General features: G+C 72.2%; 19 protein-coding genes. 12 read left to right on the top strand and 7 right to left on the bottom strand.

Annotation, left to right across the window (positions count from 1 at the left end):
• The coding region (locus EW117_RS28715) for an NAD(P)-dependent oxidoreductase (RefSeq protein ID WP_165362911.1) at nt 1–380 on the top strand (380 nt) is incomplete at its 5' end.
• Between the two features lie 5 nt (nt 381–385).
• On the opposite strand, the gene pepE is transcribed toward EW117_RS28715, so the two are convergent.
• Both pepE and EW117_RS28705 read right to left on the bottom strand, forming a co-directional pair.
• Nucleotides 386–1120, bottom strand: a complete 735-nt coding sequence (pepE, locus tag EW117_RS28710; RefSeq protein ID WP_129790142.1) for a dipeptidase PepE — start codon at nt 1118–1120, stop codon at nt 386–388.
• A gap of 45 nt (nt 1121–1165) precedes the next feature.
• On the bottom strand, nt 1166–2005 hold the full coding sequence (locus tag EW117_RS28705) for an IclR family transcriptional regulator (protein WP_207212117.1): 840 nt from the start codon (nt 2003–2005) through the stop codon (nt 1166–1168).
• Between the two features lie 148 nt (nt 2006–2153).
• On the opposite strand from EW117_RS28705, the gene EW117_RS28700 reads away from it, so the two are divergent.
• From EW117_RS28700 to EW117_RS28685, 4 genes are all read left to right on the top strand, one after another.
• A complete protein-coding gene (locus EW117_RS28700; RefSeq protein WP_129790140.1) occupies nt 2154–3791 on the top strand; it encodes an OPT/YSL family transporter in 1638 nt (545 codons plus the stop codon).
• A 2-nt stretch (nt 3792–3793) separates the two neighbouring features.
• Nucleotides 3794–4495: an AroM family protein gene (locus EW117_RS28695; protein WP_129790139.1), complete on the top strand. Its 702-nt coding sequence runs from the start codon at nt 3794–3796 to the stop codon at nt 4493–4495.
• Nucleotides 4496–4545: 50 nt separating this feature from the next.
• On the top strand, nt 4546–5505 hold the full coding sequence (locus EW117_RS28690; protein ID WP_129790138.1) for a DUF1177 domain-containing protein: 960 nt from the start codon (nt 4546–4548) through the stop codon (nt 5503–5505).
• A gap of 63 nt (nt 5506–5568) precedes the next feature.
• Nucleotides 5569–6147 (top strand): dihydrofolate reductase family protein, encoded by a 579-nt coding sequence (locus tag EW117_RS28685; protein WP_129790137.1) that lies wholly within the window; start codon nt 5569–5571, stop codon nt 6145–6147.
• 3 nt (nt 6148–6150) lie between these two features.
• Here the strand turns inward: EW117_RS28685 and EW117_RS28680 are convergent, their stop codons facing one another.
• The 5 genes from EW117_RS28680 to EW117_RS28660 form a co-directional block, all read right to left on the bottom strand.
• Complete coding sequence (locus EW117_RS28680) at nt 6151–7206, bottom strand: hypothetical protein (protein WP_129790136.1); 1056 nt, start codon at nt 7204–7206, stop codon at nt 6151–6153.
• A 108-nt stretch (nt 7207–7314) separates the two neighbouring features.
• Nucleotides 7315–7668 carry a DUF202 domain-containing protein gene (locus EW117_RS28675; RefSeq protein ID WP_129790135.1) on the bottom strand — a complete coding sequence of 118 codons (354 nt, stop codon included), beginning with the start codon at nt 7666–7668 and terminating at the stop codon, nt 7315–7317.
• Nucleotides 7665–8024, bottom strand: a complete 360-nt coding sequence (locus tag EW117_RS28670) for a YidH family protein (RefSeq protein ID WP_129790134.1) — start codon at nt 8022–8024, stop codon at nt 7665–7667. Before EW117_RS28670 ends, EW117_RS28675 begins: the two co-directional genes overlap by 4 nt.
• Complete coding sequence (locus tag EW117_RS28665) at nt 8021–9103, bottom strand: formylglycine-generating enzyme family protein (RefSeq protein ID WP_207212116.1); 1083 nt, start codon at nt 9101–9103, stop codon at nt 8021–8023. The genes EW117_RS28670 and EW117_RS28665 overlap by 4 nt, the downstream gene beginning before the upstream one ends.
• A gap of 2 nt (nt 9104–9105) precedes the next feature.
• Nucleotides 9106–10506, bottom strand: a complete 1401-nt coding sequence (locus tag EW117_RS28660; RefSeq protein ID WP_129790133.1) for a sulfatase family protein — start codon at nt 10504–10506, stop codon at nt 9106–9108.
• Between the two features lie 135 nt (nt 10507–10641).
• On the opposite strand from EW117_RS28660, the gene EW117_RS28655 reads away from it, so the two are divergent.
• From EW117_RS28655 to EW117_RS28625, 7 genes are all read left to right on the top strand, one after another.
• Nucleotides 10642–11274, top strand: coding sequence for a PadR family transcriptional regulator (locus EW117_RS28655; RefSeq protein WP_129790132.1), 633 nt, complete (start codon nt 10642–10644; stop codon nt 11272–11274).
• Between the two features lie 144 nt (nt 11275–11418).
• Nucleotides 11419–13041 (top strand): ABC transporter substrate-binding protein, encoded by a 1623-nt coding sequence (locus tag EW117_RS28650; RefSeq protein WP_129790131.1) that lies wholly within the window; start codon nt 11419–11421, stop codon nt 13039–13041.
• A gap of 29 nt (nt 13042–13070) precedes the next feature.
• Nucleotides 13071–14012, top strand: a complete 942-nt coding sequence (locus tag EW117_RS28645) for an ABC transporter permease (RefSeq protein ID WP_129790130.1) — start codon at nt 13071–13073, stop codon at nt 14010–14012.
• Nucleotides 14009–15811 (top strand): dipeptide/oligopeptide/nickel ABC transporter permease/ATP-binding protein, encoded by a 1803-nt coding sequence (locus tag EW117_RS28640; protein ID WP_129790129.1) that lies wholly within the window; start codon nt 14009–14011, stop codon nt 15809–15811. Before EW117_RS28645 ends, EW117_RS28640 begins: the two co-directional genes overlap by 4 nt.
• Nucleotides 15808–16674, top strand: a complete 867-nt coding sequence (locus tag EW117_RS28635; protein ID WP_129790128.1) for an ATP-binding cassette domain-containing protein — start codon at nt 15808–15810, stop codon at nt 16672–16674. The genes EW117_RS28640 and EW117_RS28635 overlap by 4 nt, the downstream gene beginning before the upstream one ends.
• 60 nt (nt 16675–16734) lie before the next feature.
• Nucleotides 16735–18195: a sulfatase family protein gene (locus EW117_RS28630; RefSeq protein ID WP_129790127.1), complete on the top strand. Its 1461-nt coding sequence runs from the start codon at nt 16735–16737 to the stop codon at nt 18193–18195.
• A 20-nt stretch (nt 18196–18215) separates the two neighbouring features.
• Nucleotides 18216–19564: sulfatase family protein (locus tag EW117_RS28625; protein WP_129790126.1), on the top strand; the 1349-nt coding region annotated here is incomplete at its 3' end.

The raw sequence follows: 19564 nt of genomic DNA, 5'->3' as shown, positions 1-19564 counted from the left end.
ACTCGGCTGGTGCCCGCGCGCTCGTACCGGCCATGCTCGAGGGCGAGGTCGGACGCCTTGTCGCGCTCTCGTCGAGCGGCGTGCGCCGGGACGACCCGAACCATCCGCTGTGGTACCGCGTTGTCGCCCGCACTCTGCTGGCCGAGCTCTACGCGGACATGCGCCGGATGGAGAGCATCGTGGAGGAGAGCTCTCTCGACTGGACCTTCGTCCGGCCCACCCGCATCGTCGACGAGCCGGCGCTCGGTGCGTACCGCGCCTGGGACGGCGTGAATCCTCAGGGCGGCACGAGCGTCACCCGGGTCGACCTCGCACGGTTCGTCGTGGGGGCGGTCGAGGACGAGCGCTGGTCACGCGGTCGACCGACCGTGGCCCGCTGAGCGCATCAGGACACGTCGAAGTGCGGCGTCGTGGTGAGCAGCTCGCTGATGTCGCCGCTGACCTCCCGGGGCGCCGCCCCGCGGGTGAACACGACGGCCGGGCCGGGCGCCGAGCTGCTCACCGCGGCCCCGCCGACGTGCGCGGTGCCGTCCTCGACCGAGAGCCAGGTGCCCTCGCGCAGGCCGAGCACCGGCACGTCGTTGACCTCCAGGAACTCCGCCAGGCGCTGCTCGCGCGTCTCGCCCCGGTGCGTGCTGGTGGGGTCCGCGTCGACGAAGTGCGGGTTGAGCTGGAACGGCACCAGGCCGAGCGCCTCGAACGACGCCGGCTGCGTGATCGGCATGTCGTTCGTCGTGCGGATGCTCGGGCCGGCGATGTTGGTGCCGGCGCTCGCGCCCAGGTAGGGCAGGCCCGCCCGGACCCGGGCCGCGAGCGGGGCCGCCAGCCCGAGGTGCTGCAGCATGTCGAGCAGGCGGAACGTGTTCCCGCCGCCGACGAACACGGCCTCCGCCCGGGCGATCGCGGCCTGGGGATCGTCCGCGGTGTGCAGGCCCGTCACGGGGGTGCCGTGGGGCGAAAGCGCTGCGGTGACCTTGGCCGTGTAGGCGTCGTGGTCGGCGAGCGCGTACGGGACGAACGTCAGGGCGGCGCCGTCGAGGAAGCCGAGCACGGTCTCCAGCGCGTGCTCGAGGTAACCGGTGGCGTGGTTGGCGGAGTTCGACAGGAGCAGCAGTCGCATGGTGTCTACCTTGTGCTGGTCGGGTACGGGCTTCAGGTACGGGCTTCAGGAACGGGGCTCAGGGCGCGCGTGGCGTGAGCGTCCGCGCCGCCAGTCGCGCTGGGCGGGGCTCGGCGGCCGGTGGAGCAGGCTCGCGAGGGCCGCCGCGGCGTCGAGCAGAGCGGGGACCTGGTCGCGCAGGTCGTCGTCGTACTCGAACACCTTGGGCTCGACGACGGAGATCGAGCCGACGGGGGCCGAGCCGATCAGGACGGGTGCCGAGATCGCGCGGGTCGTGGAGTCGTACTCGCCGTCGGACCAGGCCCAGCCGGTGCGGTACGCCTCGTCGAACAGCCGGTCCAGGCCGGACTCGTCCACCTCGGTGAGCTCGGTGTACCGGGCGAACGGCCGCCCGGTGAGCATGTTCCGCCGTTCGAGAGGGTCGAGGAAGGCGAAGTAGGCGCGCGACGTCGCGCCGGCGTGGGCGGGGTAGAGGTCGCCGACCAGGGGGTGCGAGCGCACGGGCCCGTGCTCGCCGTCGACGGCGGCTATGCAGCGCACGTGGAAACCGTCGGGGACCGTGAACGAGGCGGTGCGGCCGGTGGTGGCGGCGAGGTCGGCGAGGACCTGCTCGGCGAGGCGGGCGAGCCCGCCACCGCGTTCCCAGAGGGCAGCCATGCGCCACATCGCCGGGCCGAGCCGGTACCGGCGGGTGTAGGGGTCGGCGGCGAGGAAGCCCTGGGCAGCCAGTGCGGCGAGCAGGCGCTGGCTGGTCGACTTGGTGAGGCCGAACTCCTCGGCCAGCTCGAAGACTCCCCACTCGGTGCGGGTCTCGCTGTACGACAGCAGCACCTGCAGGGCACGGTCGACGGTCTGCAGCGGCGAGCTGCTCTCGGGTTCGGGCACGGCGGCATCGTAGCGGGCAGCCCGAAATATGAATGTAACTCCCAGATACCGGGATTTGCTTGTTGACGGCGGCGATGGTGCCGCACGGTGCTCCTCAGCGTTCTCGACCCAGCGTTCTCGACCCAGCGTTCTCGAAGGAGCCCATGCCATGGCAGCCACACCCGTCAGCGATCCCGCGCCCGTCGCGGCGACGGAGCGCCATCCGCGGGCGTTCGAGCCGCGAACCGCGATCATCACGCTCGCCATGAGCGTGGTCGGCGCCGTGATCGGCATCCACATGATCACGACGCTCGGCGTCTCCCCGAACACGAGCGTGATCGGCGCCGTCGTCGCCATGCTGATCGGCCGCATCGGGTTCGCCGGACTGCACAGGATGCGCGACGTCAACCGGCAGAACCTCGTGCAGTCGGCGATCTCCGGGGCGACGTTCGCCGCGGCGAACTCTCTGCTGACGCCGATGGCGATCCCGTTCCTGTTCGGGCGGGCCGACCTGGTCTGGCCGATGCTGCTCGGGGCGAGCCTCGGCCTGGCGATCGACGTGTTCGTGCTCTACCGCGCCTACGGCTCGCGGTTCCTGCCCGCCGACGCGGCCTGGCCTCCAGGCGTCGCGGCGGCCGAGACGATCCGCGCGGGCGACCGCGGCGGCAAGCAGGCCGCGCTGCTCGTGGGCGGCGGCGTCGTCGGGTTCGGTGCGTCGTTCCTCGGGCTGCCGATGTCGGCGGCGGGCATCGCGATGATCGGCAACGTCTGGGCGCTGCTGATGTTCGCGATCGGCCTCCTGGTGGCGCAGTACGTGCCGGCGCTCGCGGGCCTCGACCTCAACGCGTACTACGTGCCGCACGGCGTCATGATCGGCGCGGGCCTCGTGGCGCTCGTGCAGATCGGCGTCATGCTGTTCGGCCGGCCGACCAGGCGCGCGCTCGAGCAGGCCGCCGCGCTGCAGGACGCCGCCAAGGACGACCCGGCGCTCGTGCCCACCGTCACGGAGCGCACGCTGCGCGGCGCGCTCGGGTCCGGCTTCGTGATGTTCCTGCTCGGCGCCGTGGTCCTGGCGATCGCCGGCGGGGTGTGGGTCGAGCTGCCATGGTGGGGCATCCTCGGGTTCGCGCTCTTCGCCGCGTTCGCGGCCATCGTGCACGAGCTCATCGTCGGCCTGGCCGCCATGCACGCCGGCTGGTTCCCGGCGTTCGCCGTCACGCTCATCTTCCTGATCCTGGGGTTGCTGCTGCAGTTCCCCACGGTTCCGCTCGCCCTGCTCGTCGGCTACTGCGCGTCGACCGGACCCGCGTTCGCCGACATGGGCTACGACTTCAAGGCGGGCTGGCTCCTGCGCCGCGACCGCCGCCCGTACACCGCGTTCGAGCTGGACGGGCGCCGCGAACAGCTGCGGGCCTCCATCCTCGGCTTCGTCGTCGCCATCGGCATCGTCGCGCTCGTGTGGCCCTCGCTGTTCGGCAGCGGCCGGGTGCCGCCGACCGCCGTCGTCTACGCGGACACGATCAAGGCCGGGATCACGGACCCGTCCGTGCTGGTCAACCTACTGATCTGGGCGGTGCCCGGCGCGATCGTGCAGCTCGTCGGCGGCCCCGGCCGCCAGCTCGGTGTGCTGCTGGCCACCGGTCTGCTCGTCGCCACGCCCAACGCCGGCTGGCTGGTCCTCGTCGCCCTCGCGGCCCGCCTCGTGTGGCGCAGGCTGCGCGGCGAGGAGGGCGAGCGCGAGACGGCGCTCGTCGGGGCCGGCCTGATCGCGGGCGACTCCCTGTACTCGGTCGGCAGGATGCTCTGACGATGACGGCCACCCCGACACGGCTCGGCGTCGTCACCATCGGCCAGACGCCACGCGTCGACCTGACACCCGAGCTCGCCCCGCTGCTGCCGGGAGTCACGCTGGTCGAACGCGGCGTGCTCGACGGCTGTACCGACGACGAGATCGCCGGGTTCGCGCCAGCCCCGGACGACCACGCGCTCACGACCAGGCTGCGTGACGGGCGCGCCGCCGTCATCGGCGAGGCGTCGGTCCTGCGGCGGCTCCCCGCGCTGATCAGCGAGCTGGAGCGCCACGTCGACGCGGTGCTCCTGGCCTGTACCGGGCCGTTCCCGGCGCTCGCGCACACCAAGCCGCTGTTCGTGCCCGACCGGATCATCGCCCACGCGGTCGCGGCGTTCGCCGGCGACGGCGGCACGGTGGGTGTGCTCGCCCCGCTCCCGGAGCAGGCCGCGGACACGACCGCGAAGTTCTCGCGCGTGCTCGGCGCGGGCACGCGGGTCGCGGTGGCGGCCGGCTCGCCGTACACCGATCCCGAGCCCACCCTGCGCGCCGCCGCGTCGCGGCTCGCCGCCGACGGCGCCGAGGTGATCGCGCTGGACTGCTTCGGCTACACGGCCGCGATGCGCGACGCCGTGGCCGACGCGAGCGGGCTGCCCGTCGTCGTCGCCCGGTCGGTGGCCGCCCGGCTCGCCGCCGAGGTACTCGGCACCGGGCCGCGCTGAGCCCTGCGGCCCTGCACACCCTGACCACAACACAGCAGGAGGCACTACCCATGTCCTGGAGCCATCTCATCTCCGTGTTCGACCTGCTCGACGACCCGGCCGTCCGCGGCGCGGCGGTCGCCGACTACCTGAGGGGCCTCGGGGCGCCGTCGGACAGCATCGAGGTGGAGGTCGTGGACGGTCCCGGCGGGACCACCGACTTCGTCCGCGTCACGATCCCCGGTTCCGACGGCAAGCGCGCCGGAGGCGCGGTCCCGACGCTCGGTGTGCTGGGCCGGCTGGGCGGCCTCGGCGCCCGCCCCGAGCAGATCGGGTTCGTGAGCGACGGCGACGGCGCCCTGGCCGCGATCACGATCGCCGCCAAGCTCGTCGCGATGCGCGCCCGCGGTGAGCACCTGGCCGGCGACGTCGTCGTCGCGACCCACGTCGATCCCGATGCGCCCACCCAGCCGCACGACCCCGTGCCGTTCATGAGCTCGGCCGTGGACCAGGAGACGAGCAACCGGCACGAGGTGCTCCCCGAGATGGACGCGATCCTGTCGATCGACACGACCAAGGGCAACCGGGTATGCAACCACAAGGGCATAGCGATCACCCCGACGATCGTGGACGGCTGGATCGTGCGCGTCTCGGAGACGCTGCTCGACGTCGCGAGCCGCACGACCGGGCGCGCCCCGGCGGTCATGCCGATCACCATGCAGGACATCACCCCGTACGGGAACGGGCTCTTCCACGTGAACTCGATCGTCCAGCCCGCCACGGCGACGGCGGTGCCGGTCGTGGGCCTCGCGATCGTCACGGAGACCGCGGTGGCCGGGTCGGCGACGGGCGCGACCGACCTGCACGACGTCGACGCGGCCGTCCGCTTCGCGATCGAGACGGCCAAGGACTTCGGGCGGGGCATCGTGTCCTTCGCCGACGCCGACGAGGTGGCGCGGCTCCAGGAGCTGTACGGCAGCATGTCGGTCCTGCGCACGGTGGGGGAGCCGGCGGTCTCGACGCGGCGATGAGTTCCGTCGGGGACGCGGGTCTGTACCGGCATCCGACGAAACCGCACCCCTGAGGAGAGCATCATGTCCGCCACATACACGTTCGACGTCTTCAGCAGCCTCGACGGCTTCGGTAGCGCAGGCGGCAACTGGACCGGCTACTGGGGCAAGCAGGGCCCTGAGCTCCTCGACCACCGCCTGGCTCTGTACGAGCAGGAGCAGCGGATGGTCATCGGGGCGACCACATACCGGATGTTCGCCCAGATGCTGGCCGAGAGCACCGAGGACTCCGACGTGCGTGACCCCTGGGTCACGCGGATGCGGAACCTGCCGGCGACGGTGGTCTCCAGCACGCTGGAGGGCCCGCTCGACTGGCCCGACGCGACGATCGAGAGCGGCGACGCCGTCGACGTCGTGGGCCGGCTCAAGGAGGAGTCCCCGGTGCCGCTGCGCTCGCACGGCAGCCTCGCGATGAACCGGGCGCTGATGGGGGCCGGCCTGGTCGACTTCGTCCAGGTGACGCTCTTCCCGGTGATCACCGGTCAGACCGGGGCGGCCCCGATCTTCCAGGGTGCCGCCGACTTCGACCTCGAGCTGGTCGAGCACCGGACGCTCGACGGCCGCACCCAGGAGCTGATCTACCGGCCGACGCTGCACAAGTGAGCTTCAGGCGTCGCGCGCTTTCACCATCCGCTCCTCGCGGAGCGCCACCTCCAGCCCCGCGAAGGCCAGCACGTCCAGGAGCAGGCTGAACGCCGCCGTCCACTGCACCGCGCGGAAGACAAGGAGCTGGGTGAACAGGAGGCTGACGAGCACGGCGCGGCGGACCCAGACGGCGCCGCGCAGGTGGTCGCGGCGTCCGACGACGACGCCGACGGCCAGCAGCACGACGGACGCGCCGACGGCCGCGAGGATCGCGACGCCGGTCCACTGGGGCAGCCCGGGCACCAGCCCGCGGACGACCCGGGCGCCCACCAGCGCTTCGGCCGCACCCACGAGCAGGAGCACGGTGATCACCAGCCAGGCGGCCCAGGCCCGGTCCACGAGCGTGTCCAGCCACCGCACGACGCGGTCGACGCTGGCGCGCACCGGGTCGGGCACGTCCGTGTCGTCGTCGGGCACGGCATCGATCAGGTCGGCGAGCAGGTCGGCGCCGGGCTCGCCGGCGCCCTTGGCGGCCAGGGCCCGCGCCTCCTCGCGCGCGACCGGGGTGAACCCGCCGGACAGGCCCGCGGTGAGCCGGTCGGCCGCCACGGCGAGGTACTCCGCCGGGTGGTGCGCCCGGCGGCCGTGCAGGCCCTCGACGACCATGACCAGCAGGACCGTGACGAAGTAGATGATCGCGGCGGTGGGCGCGTAGAAGTAGTCGTTGTCGGACGTGACGAACTTGCCGACCTCGTCGATGAACAGCCCGAAGCCGACGCCGCCGACCACCGCGCCGAGCGACCGGGGTGCTGGGCCCACGTACGACAGCAGCAGCATCATCGCCAGGGCCATGAGGAGCCCGCCCCACAGCACGTGGGCGAGGTGCAGCCCGCCGCCGCCGATCTGCGGGTAGCCCGTGGCGGCCAGGTAGGCCCGCGTGAGGAGCACGGTCACGACGCTCGCCACGAGGAACGTCACCAGGTGCCGCACCGCCGACGTGTCGCGCGGTGCCCCGAGGCGCAGCAGGTGGCCGCGGCTGGCGAAGCCGCCCGGCCCGGTCTTCAGCTCGTTCGTCACGCAGTCTCCCCTCGCCGGCCCTTCGCGCACGGCGCCCACGCGCCGGTGTACCCGGCCGGCTCTTCCACGGTGCATCCTCCCGCACGGAGGGCGCATCCCGGGTGACTCTCAGCGGGTCAGCGCGCCCAGGACCAGGTATCCCGCGCAGGCGGCGCCCAGCACGAGCGCCGCGGCGGTCGCCAGAGCGATCGGCACGGCCCCGTGGTTGAGCTCGCCGGTTGTGTGCAGGGACGTGTTGGCGCGGCGGTAGCCGATCGCGGCGGCTACGTAGGCGGCGACCGCGAGCCCGGCGCCGATGACGCCGGCGAAGACGGCGATGACGCCGGCGGCCTCGACGGTGAACCGCATGGCGACCAGGCTCGCGATGCCGAAGGCGAGGCAGGTGCGGCGCCAGGCGAGCAGGGTACGTTCGGTCTGCAGCCCGGGGTCGTAGACGCCGTGCTCGTCGTCCGCGCGGGTCACACGAAGATCCCGATGGTGACCAGCGCGACGGCGACGATGATGCCCACCACGATCAGCCCGCCGACGGCGAGGCCGGGCAGCGGCTGGCCCAGGCGCAGCGCGGACTCGGTGGCGGACCAGCCCAGCCAGGCCTGCACGGCGGCGAGCGTGCCGAGCACGAGGAAGACGCCGGCCGCGGCCAGGCGCCACCCGGTCGCGGCGGGCAGGGCGAGCGCCTCGAGCGCGAACGCGCCCGCGTACATGCCCAGCGCCGTGCGCAGCCAGGCCAGGAACGTGCGCTCGTTCGCGAGGCTGAACCGAGGGTCGGGCTCCTCGCCGTCGCGGTAGACGCGCTGGGGGAATCGCTTGGTGGTCATGCTCCTGTTTCCGTGGCTGCGTCGTGCGTGGCTGTGTCGTGCGTGGCTGTGTCGCCGGAGGCGGCGCCGGGTGAGTCGCTGGGGGCGAGGGCGACCGTGCGGAACCCCGCGTTGCCCATGGAGGAGTCCGGGGTGTTCGACGAGCGCGCGGAGTTGCGGTAGCGGTTGCAGTAGGAGATGTGGCACAGGTAGCTGCCGCCGCGCAGGATGCGCCCGCCGCCCTGGCCGGGGCCTGCCGGGTTCGCCGCGGGGGAGTGCCGGTAGTAGTTGGGGTCGAACCAGTCCTGGCACCATTCCCAGACGTTGCCGACCGACTGCCACAGGCCGTAGCCGTTGGGCTCGAACGTGCGCACCGGTGCGGTGGTGAACCAGCCGTCGTCGAGGGTGTTGGTCCGCGGGAAGGTGCCCTGCCAGATGTTGGCGCGCCAGCCGCCGTCGTCGACCTCGGCGTCGCCCCAGGGGTACTTCGCGCCGTCGAGGCCGCCGCGGGACGCGTACTCCCACTCGGCCTCCGTGGGCAGCCGCCGGCCGGCCCACTCGCAGTACGCGACGGCGTCGTTCCAGCTCACGTGGGTGGCAGGGTGGTCGTCGCGGCCCTCGACGGTCGAGAGCGGTCCGCCGGGGTGGGCCCAGTCGGCGCCGCGGACGCCGAACCACCACGGGGTGCCGTCGGCCTGGCCCATGATGTCGGCGGGGTCGGCCTCGATCGCGAGGTGGAAGACGGCGGAGAAGCCGAACGTCTCGGCCTCGGTGCGGTAGCCGGTGTCGGCGACGAACCGCGCGAAGTCGGCGTTGGTGACGGTCGTGGCGTCGATCTCGAACGCGTCGAGGGTCACCTCGTGCAGCGGGACCTCGCCGTCCGACGCGTTCCGGTCGCCGGAGGAGTCGCCCATCGTGAACGTCCCGGCCGGGATACGCAGCTGCTCGACGCCATGCCCGCCCCGCGACGAGGTCGCGGCCGCGGCGTCGGCCGGGCGAGCGCCGAGCTGCACGAACGCTTCCCGACCCGGGGTGCCGCATCCGCACCCGCAACCCTCGTGCCCTGGATCTGCCTTCCCTGTACCGGTCTGCTCGCTCATCGTCACCCTCCCACGGTAACCGTGCCGGGAGCGTGCCCGTGTCCGCAAAGGAGTCCTTCGAACGCCGCCAGCTGCGGGTCGCCGGTGGCCACCATCCACGCCCGCAGTACGCGCCGCTTGTCGTCGAGCTCCGCGGCGCGCGCGGGGTCGTCCGCGAGGTTCCGCAGACTGTGCGGGTCGTCGCGCAGGTCGTACAGCTCCTCCGCGGGGCGCCGCTGGTAGGCCGCCACGCGCTCGGCAAGCTCCGGGTCCGAACCGGCGGCCGCCACCATCGCGGCCCACGTCAGGCCCGTCATGTTCTCCGCCCGGTAGGCCTGCTCGCCGTCGGCCCAGCCGTTCCAGACGTAGCCGACGGCGGCGTCCTGCACGCAGCGCATCTCGTAGCGGCCCTTCATCGCTGTCTCGTGGAAGACCGTCACCACGTGGTCGCCGCCGGCCGTGCCCGTGTCCGTCGCCGTGCCCGTACCCGTGAGCAGGGGGACCAGGGAGGCGCCGTCCGACCCGGGCGCGTCCGCGCCGGCGACCTCGCAGAACGTCGCGAAGAGGTCGAGCACACTGACGAACGCCTCGCGCTCGCGGCGTCCGGCGGCGACCCGGCCGGGCCAGCGCACGACGAGCGGGGTCTGCGTGGACTGGAGGTAGCAGTTGGCCTTGGCGAACGGGAACGCCATCCCGTTGTCCGAGAGGAACACGACGAGCGTGTCGGCGGCGGCACCCGACTCGTCGAGCACGCCCAGGGCCGCGCGCACGACGTCGTCGCACCGGCGTGCCGAGCTGAGGTACTGGGCGTACTCGGTGCGGACCGCCGGCAGGTCCGGCAGGTAGCCGGGCGGCTGCGCCTCGCCGGGCGCGAAGACGCGCGACGGCGCGGGGATGCCCGCGCGCTGCTGGTCGTCGAAGAACCGCCCGACGTCGTCGGCGCCGTGGAAGGGCCGGTGCGGATCGTGCGCGTTGACCATGAGGAACCAGGGCTGGTCCGCGGCGTCCGCGAGGAAGCCTCGCATCTCGTCGGCGTAGCGCCCGGGGTCGCGACCCATGCCGAGCTCTGCCATGTCGACTGCCGTGTCCCAGCCGAAGCGCTCGACCGGCTGCAGGTGGGCGACCTTGCCGAGGATGCCGACGGCGTAGCCCTCCGCCGCCAGCACGGAGGTCAGCAGGGGCACGTCGTCGCGAATCCGCTCGAAGCCCTCGGCGCCGTTGCGGTGCGGCCAGCGGCCCGTCATGATCGCGGAACGGCTCGGCTGGCAGACGGCGATCGCGACGTGTGCGCGGTCGAACACGGCACCCTCGGCGGCGAGCGCGTCGAGCGCGGGGGTGACGCCGTCCGGGCCGCCGAAGGCACCGGGGGTGGTCCCGCCCATGTCGTCGGCCGTGATGAACAGGATGTTCGGGGGTTGCGGCATCCGTCTGCTCCTCATCGAGTGTGGTGCGCGGTCAAGTGCGGTGGCGCGGGCCATCGTCGCGCCCCAGGTCTGTGATGATGGATGCGACGACAACTAAGTGAGTTTTACTAGAGTGAGTCTTATCAGAGTGGAGTGATGGTGGCCAAGCTCAACCTGCTGGAGTCGGTGCTGCTCGGGCTGCTCGCGCGCCGGCCCAGCGCAGGGTACGACGTGCGGCGTTACCTCGAGAAGGCCGGGCGGATCTACGGCTACGTGCCGCAGGCCTCGCAGATCTACCGGCAGCTCGCCGCTCTGGTGAAGCGCGAGCTGCTGGAGTTCGAGATCGACACGGGGCGCAGCGGTCCGGACGCCAAGGTCTACTCGCTCACGCCGCAGGGCATGCGGGTGTTCCTCGACTGGGTGGATGAGCCGTTCGTGCCGGTCGAGCGGCCGCTGGACGCGCATTTCCAGCTTCATTTCACGCTCGCCGGCTCGGTCTCGCCCGTCGTCGCGCTGCGGATCGTGGAGACCGAGCTCGCCTACCGGGAGAACCAGGAGGCCACCTGGGAGCCGGAGCTCTTCCTGCCGCAGGCGGTGCGGGAGCCGTTCGACCTGGACTGGATGGACGAGGCGGGCTACCTCGGTGACGCCCGCGGGAACCTCCTCGCGAGCGCGCACATCTCGTGGCTGCGGACCACCGCCCGGCGCCTGCGCCGATACATCGAACGCTCGGGCGCGGTCTGGCCCGACCCGCGCTGGGCCGCCCTGACCCAGGACGGTCGGGGGTAGGTCCCGGGCCGGGTCCCGGCCTCCTCCCGCGCCTTCGCCGACGGCGCCGCGATCACTCGACCCTTGTTCGAGTATGTGACAAGTGCTAATCTCCCCGGAGTCGACAGAGCCGTCGACGGCTCGCACACCGACGAGGGAGTTCCTGTGCAGAGACACATCCGGGGCACGGCAGGCGCCGCCGCAGTCCTGCTGGCGGGAGCGGCAGCGCTGTCCGGCTGCGCCGCGACCGGCGGCGCCGTCGAGAAGGACGACTGGTCCAGTCTCACGATCGCCGCCGTGGCCGAGCCGACGAGCTTCGACCCCGCCCAGGCCGCCGAGGCCAACTTCGCGCAGTACTACCAGCCCGTCTTCGACACCCTGATCCGGCGCCTGCCCGACGGCGAGCTCGCCCCCATGCTCGCCACCGACTGGCGGCTCTCCGACGACGGGCTGACCGCGACGCTCGACCTGCGCGACGACGTGACCTTCTCCGACGGCACGGCGTTCGACGCCGAGGTCGCCGAGCTCAACCTCGAACGCTTCCGTGACTCGGGCGGCCCGTTCGCGGCCAACCTCGCCAACCTGACCGACGTCGTGGTCGTCGACGACGACACGATCCGGCTCGAGCTCTCCACGCCCGACCCCGACATCTTCCAGTACCTCGGCAACAGCGCCGGGTACATGGCGAGCCCCGCTCAGTTCACCGGCGACGCCGTCGACACGCAGCCGATCGGCTCCGGCCCCTACGAGCTGGACCGCAGGCAGACCGTGACCGGTTCGGTCTACACCTACGTCAAGCGCGCCGACTACTGGGACCAGGACGCGCGGTGGGACTTCTTCGAGACCCTCGCCATCAAGCCGATGCTCGACCCGGCGGCCCGGATGAACGCCCTGCGATCGGGGGAGGTCGACACCGGCATCATCGAGCCGAAGTCCATCCCCGAGGCCGAGGCGGCCGGCCTGGGCGTGAGCACCTTCCAGGTGAACTGGTACGGGCTCGCGATCTTCGACCGGGACGGCACGATGGTCCCGGCGCTCGCGGACGTGCGCGTGCGCCGTGCGATCAGCTACGCGATCCAGACGGACGCCATCCTCGACGCCGTGGAGCTCGGCCACGGCGAGACCACCGACCAGGGCTTCAACACCGACTCCGAGGCGTACCTGCCCGGGCTCGACGAGGCGTACACCTACGACCCGGACCGGGCCAGGAAGCTGATGGCGCAGGCCGGGTACGCGGACGGCTTCGAGGTGACGATGCCGAGCTCGTCGAACATGGACCCCGCGATGCTCGCCGCCGTCGGCCAGGACCTGGCGGCCATCGGCATCCGGGTGACGTGGCGAGAGGTCGCCCCGGCCGACTTCATCCCGGCGCTGCGGGAGGGCAAGTTCGCGCTCTCGTGGATGTCGTTCGCCCAGCCCCCGACGGCGTGGGGGACGGTGAGCCGGTTCCTGCTGCCGACCTCGGCGTGGAACGTGTTCAAGACCCGGGACGACCGGATCGAGGCGGCGGCGCGCACCGCGCTGGCGAATCTCGACGACCCCGAGGTGTACGACGCGGCGGTCGCCGAGATCAACCGCGTCACCGTGCAGGACGCCTGGAACGCGATCTTCTACCGGGTCGAGCAGGGCGTGGTGACCCGCGCGGGCCTCGCTGCCGAGGGACAGGCGGGCCAGGCCGCCCCCTCGATCTACAACTACTCGGTCGACAGCGGCGCGCCCGAAGACAACGCGCCCGAAAGCAACGCGCCCGAAAACAACTCGACCGACAGCAACTCGACCGACGGCTGACCGCCGCCCTCGCGAAAGGACGAAACTCGATGTGGAGCTTCATCGCACGGCGTCTCGCGGGCGGCATCCTGCTGCTCGTCGTCGCGTCATCACTGACCTACCTGCTCATGAACGCGAACAGCGGCGGCATCGCCCTGCGCATCCTGGGTGACCAGGCGACCGCCGAGCAGATCGCCGCCAAGGAGGCCGAGCTCGGTCTCGACCGGCCGGTCCTCGAACGGTTCGGCGAGTGGGCGCTGGGTGCCGTCCGGGGCGACCTGGGCACCTCCTGGTTCACCAGCGAGGGCGTCTGGCACACGGTGTTCTCGCGCCTGCCGGTCACGCTCTCCCTCGTCGTGGGCACCGTCGTCGTCACCACGATCGTCGCGACGGCGCTCGGCGTGCTCGCCGCCACCCGGCGCGGGCGGGTCGACCGGGTGGTGCAGGTCCTGTCCGTGGTGGGCGCCGCCGCACCCAACTTCTGGATCGGGCTCATGCTCGTCGTGGGGTTCGCTCTGACGCTGCGCTGGTTCCCTGCGACGGGTTTCGTGTCGCCGGCCGTCTCGGCGGCGGGGTGGGCGGCGTCCATCACGCTGCCGATCGTCGCGCTCGCCCTGGGCTCGGTCGCCGCCGTCACCCAGCAGGTGCGCAGCGCCTTCATCGAGGTCGAGGGCCGCGACTACGTGCGCACCCTGCGCAGCCGGGGCCTCGGCGAGCGCACCGTGCTGTTCGGCCACGTGCTGCGCGGCGCCGCGACGCCCGCACTGACCGTGCTTGCGCTCCAGTTCGTCGGGCTGCTCGGCGGCGCCGTCGTCGTCGAGCGCGTGTTCGCCCTGCCCGGGCTCGGCGAGACCATCGCCAACGCCACCACCAGCGGCGACGTCCCGCTCGTCATGGGGGTCGTCGTGGTCAGCGTCGCCCTGGTCGTCGTCGTCAACCTCGTCATCGACATCCTGGCCGGCTGGATCAACCCGAAGGCGCGTGTCTCATGAGCGCAGCTCCCCTCACCACGGCTCCCCTCACCACGGCAGTCCTGCGGGCCTCGGAGACCGGCGCCGACCGGTCGCTGACCCGGCGGCTGCTCCGCAACCCGCTCGGCCTCACCGCGATCGTCCTGCTCGGCCTGATCGTGCTGCTGAGCGTCCTTGCGCCCTGGATCGCCCCGCACGACCCGAACCACGTCGACCTAGCCGTGGCGTTCGACCCGCCCAGCGCCACGCACTGGCTCGGCGCCGACTCGGCGGGCCGCGACGTTCTCTCGCGGCTGCTGACGGGCGGCCGGCTGACCCTGCTGGGCGCCGCGATCGGCCTGACGGTGGCCGTCGTCGTGGGCCTGGTCAGCGGGCTCGTGGCCGGCTACTACGGCGGCTGGTTCGACACGCTCAGCGACCTGTCCACGAGCCTCGTCATGGCGCTGCCGAACATGATGATCCTGCTCGCGATCCGCGTGGTGGTCGGCCCTTCGCTGTGGATCACGATGGCGGTCTTCGGCCTGCTGATCTCGCCCAGCATCTACCGGCTGGTCCGCAGCGGCGTGCGGCAGGTGCGCGGCGAGCTCTACGTCGACGCCGCCCGCGTGAGCGGCCTGTCCGACGCGCGGATCATCGCCCGGCACGTGCTCTTCGTGGTCCGCGCCCCGATCATCATCCAGGCCGCGATCATCGGCGGCATCGCGATAGCCATCCAGTCGGGCCTGGAGTTCCTCGGGCTCGGCGACCAGACCGTGCCCACCTGGGGCGTCATGCTCAGCGAGGGATTCGGCAACCTCTACATCGCCCCGCTGCTGATCCTGTGGCCAGGTCTCGCGATCGCGCTGACGATCGGCTCGCTGGTGCTGTTCGGCAACGCGCTGCGCGACGCCCTGGAGGACAAGCCCGCGGCTCCCCGCCTGCGGGGCGGGGTCGCCAGGCAGTCGACAGCGACAGCGACGGCGACAGCGACAGCCGACGACGACGTCGCGCTCAGTGTGCGCGGCCTCACCGTGGGCTACCCGACGACCTCGGACGCGCTGAAGACCGTCATCGAGTCGGTCACGTTCGACGTCCGGCGCGGCGAGATCCTGGGCCTGGTCGGCGAGTCCGGGTCGGGCAAGACCCAGACGGCGTGGTCCGTCCTGGGGCTGCTCCCGCGCGGTGCGGTGGTCGAGTCGGGCGCCATCGTGCACGACGGCGTCGACCTGCTCGCCGACGCCGGACGCACCCAGCGCGGCCTGCTCGGCCGGCGGATCGCCTACGTGCCGCAGGAGCCCATGTCGAACCTGGACCCGTACTTCACTGTCGGCCACCAGCTCGTCGCGCCGATGCGCAAGCACCTCGGCCTGGGCCGGGCCGAGGCCCGGGACCGGGCCACCCAGCTGCTCGCGCACGTCGGCATCCCGGATCCCGTCCGGACCATGAAGGCCTACCCGCACGAGATCTCCGGCGGCATGGCGCAGCGCGTGCTCATCGCGGGCGCCGTCTCCTGCGACCCCGACCTGATCGTCGCCGACGAGCCGACCACGGCGCTGGACGTCACCGTGCAGGCCGAGATCCTCGACCTGCTGCGCAGCCTGCAGGCCGAGCGTGGCCTGTCGATGGTCCTGGTGACCCACAACTTCGGCGTCGTCGCCGACCTGTGCGACTCCGTGGTGGTGCTGCGCGGCGGGCAGGTCGTGGAGCAAGGGCCGGCCGCGGCCCTGCTCTCCGCGCCGCAGCACCCGTACACGCGCGACCTGCTCGCCGCGACCCTCGACGGCACCGCCCCACGCAGCGTCAGTGACGCCGCATACGCCGAGCTGGAGGCAGCACGATGACCGACACCCTGCCCTCTGTCGAGAACTCGCACACTGTCGAGAACCTGCTCACGGTCGAGAACCTGGTCGTCGAGTTCCCCGGCCGCCGGCGCCGCGCGCCGTTCCGGGCGCTCAAGGGCGTGTCGCTCGACATCGCGCCGGGCGAGACGCTCGGCCTCGTCGGGGAGTCGGGCTCGGGGAAGACCACGCTGGGCCGGGCGATCCTGGGCCTGGCCCCGGTGACCAGCGGCTCCATCACGTTCGAGGGGCGGCCGCTGGTCGGGCTCGGCCGTGCGCAGCGCCGCGCGGCGGGCCGCGACGTGCAGGCGGTCTTCCAGGATCCGTACACGTCGCTGAACCCCGCGATGTCGATCGAGGACATCCTCACCGAGCCGCTGACGGTGCAGGGCGTGGCCGGACGTGACGCCCGGGCCCGCGTGCGGGAGCTGCTGGACGCCGTCGGGCTGCCCGCGGACGCCGGCGCCCGGCGGCCGAACGAGTTCTCGGGCGGTCAGCGGCAGCGCGTGGCGATCGCCAGGGCGCTCGCCCTGCGGCCCCGGCTCATCGTCTGCGACGAGCCGGTCTCCGCGCTCGACCTGTCGACCCAGGCCCGCGTGCTCGATCTCTTCATCGACATCCAGCGCCGCACCGGGGTCGCCTACCTCTTCGTCTCGCACGACCTCATGGTCGTGCGGCACATCAGCCACCGCATCGCCGTGCTGTACCGCGGCGAGATCGTCGAGCTCGGCTCGGGCGAGCAGGTCACCGACGCGCCCGAGCACCCCTACACCCAGCGCCTGCTGGCCGCGTCCCCCGTCTCCGACCCGCACGAGCAGCGGCTCCGCCGCGAGCAGCGCTGGGCGCAGGCCGCCCGCGCGAGCTGACCACCTGCCCCAGAGACACCACCTACCCCAGACACCCCAGAAACCGAGGAGAACCACCGCATGACGTCACCCCGTCGTCGCCCCAACATCGTCCTGATCCTCACGGACGACCACGCCGCCCACTCCGTCGGCGCCTACGGCTCGGTCGTCAACACGACGCCGCGCATCGACGAGATCGCCACATCGGGTGTCCGCCTGGACAACTGCTTCGTGACCAACTCCCTGTGCGCGCCGAGCCGGGCCTCCATCCTCACCGGCACCTACAGCCACGTGAACGGCGTGACCACCCTGTTCACGCCCATCGACGCGAGCCAGCCGACCTTCGTCTCGCAGCTCAAGGCGGCCGGCTACCGGACGGGCATCGTCGGCAAGTGGCACATGGGCGAGGACAAGGCGGCCAACCCGCAGGGCTTCGACTACTGGGACGTCCTGATCAACCAGGGCGAATACATTAATCCGCGCCTGCTGTCGAAGGACGGCGTCCGGGTCGAGGAGGGCTACGCGACCGACGTCATCACCGACCTCGCGATCGACTGGGTCGACGGGCTGGAGGGAGACGAGCCCTGGTGCCTGCTGATCTGGCACAAGGCGCCGCACCGCCCGTGGGAGCCGGACGAGAAGCACAAGGACCTGTACTCCGACCCGATCCCCGTGCCCGGCACGTTCTGGGACGACCACGGGACGCGTTCGGCGTCGGCCCGGCGGGCGCTCATGCGGATCGCCGACTACATCAACAGCGAGGACCTCAAGGTCGCGCCGCCCGAGGGGCTGAGCTACGAGGAGCTCGCGCTGTGGAAGTACCAGCGCTTCATGGAGGACTACCTGCGGTGCGTCGCGTCCGTCGACGACAACGTCGGCCGGGTCACCGACTGGCTGCGCGAGCGCGGCGACCTCGACGACACGCTGCTGATGTACACGTCCGACCAGGGGTTCTTCCTCGGCGACCACGGCTGGTTCGACAAGCGGTTCATGTACGAGGAGTCGCTGCGCATGCCGTTCGTCGCCAGCTACCCGCGCGCGATCGAGGCGGGCCAGGTGCACGACGGGATCGTCACCAACGTCGACCTCGCGCGCACGATCCTGGACGCCGCGGGCGCCGAGGCGCACCCCCGCATGCAGGGCCGCAGCTTCTGGGGCGACGTCGCCGGCGAGCCGACGAGCGAGCCCGCGGAGGGCATGTACTACCGCTACTGGGAGAACGACGACTGGTTCCACAAGGCCCCGGCGCACTACGGCTACCGCGACGAGCGGTACAAGATCATCCACTACTACAACGCGAGCCTCGGCCTCGCGGGCGCCGGCTTCTTCGAGTACCCGGACGAGTGGGAGCTCTACGACCTCGAGACCGACCCGCACGAGCTGCGCAACGTCTACGGCGACCCGGCCTACGCCGTGCTGCGTGAGGGGCTCAAGGAGAAGCTGTACGCCGCTCAGGAGGCGGTCGGCGACAAGCCCTGGACCGGGGAACAGATCACGGACGACGCGCGCGCCGCGGTGCTCGGCCGCCTGACGGGCTCGTGACCGGTTCCGGGGGGCCAGGCGTGCGCCGGCCCAACATCCTGTGGATCTCGACGCACGACATCAACCCCGACCTCGGCTGCTACCGCGGGATCTGGCCCGGTGCGGACGCCGCGCGCACGCCGCACCTGGACGCGCTCGCCGCGGACGGGCTGCGGTTCGACCAGGCGTTCGCGACGACGCCGGTCTGCGCACCCTCCCGGTCAGCCCTCATGACGGGCTGCTTCCCGACGTCCATCGGCACGCACCACATGCGGTCCAAGGCCGTCCCGCCGCCCGAGGTGCGGTTCCTCAGCGAGTACTTCCGCACCGCCGGGTACCACGTGACCAACAACGTCTTCACCGACTACCAGGTGCCGGTGCCCGGCACCGCGTTCGACGCATGCACGCCCAGCGCGCACTGGCGCGACCGGCCCGACCCGGCGCAGCCCTTCTTCGCGATCTTCCACGGCATGGCGACCCACGAGTCGCAGATCTACCTCCCGGACGAACGGTTCGCCGAGGCCACCGCAGGGCTGGCCCCCCAGGAGCGGCACGACCCGGCCGCGGTGCCGGTGCCCCCGTACCACCCCGACACCGACGTCTTCCGGACGGCGTGGGCCCGGTACCACGACCTCGTCACGGTGATGGACCGCTGGGCGGGGAACCTGCTCGCGCAGCTCGCCGAGGACGGGCTCGAGCGTGACACGATAGTCGTCTTCTGGAGCGACCACGGCGCCGGCTTTCCCCGCGCGAAACGCTGGGCGACCGAGGCCGGCCTGCGCATCCCCCTCCTCGTCCGCTGGCCGGGCCGGATCGACGGCGGGCGCTCGCGGGACGACGTCGTGCACCTCGCCGACGTCGCCCCCACGATGCTGCGCCTGGCGGGCATCGAGATCCCCGCGCACATGCAGGCGCGCCCCCTGTTCGACGAGGCCGGGGGCGACGTCGGACAGGGGGAGTACGCGTTCGGCGGGCGCGACCGGATGGACGAGCAGCACGACAGCTCGCGCACGGTACGGGACCGGCGCTACCGGTACGTGCGGCACCGGCACCCCGACCGCGCCCCGATGCAGCTCCAGCACTTCGCCGAGAAGTTCCCCACCTGGCGGGAGCTGCGCCGTCGGGTCAATGACGAGGCCCGGCAACGGGCGGCGGGCGAGACCCCGGACCGCCTCACGCCGCTGCAGCGGCGGCTGACCGGTCCCCGCAAACCGGCCGAGGAGCTCTACGACCTGGTGACCGATCCGCACGAGACGCTGAACCTGGCCGACGACGGCACGCACGCGGACACCCGTCGCCGTCTCTCGTCGGCGCTGGACGACTGGGTCGAACGGTTCGGCGACCTGGGCCTCGTCGACGAGGAGGAGCTCGTCGCCCGGTGGCGGCCCGA

This window comes from Promicromonospora panici, assembly GCF_900608595.1.
Classification (GTDB): domain Bacteria; phylum Actinomycetota; class Actinomycetes; order Actinomycetales; family Cellulomonadaceae; genus Promicromonospora; species Promicromonospora panici.
Note: the sequence above shows the minus strand (reverse complement) of the source record. Positions and strands in the feature narration are given on the sequence as shown.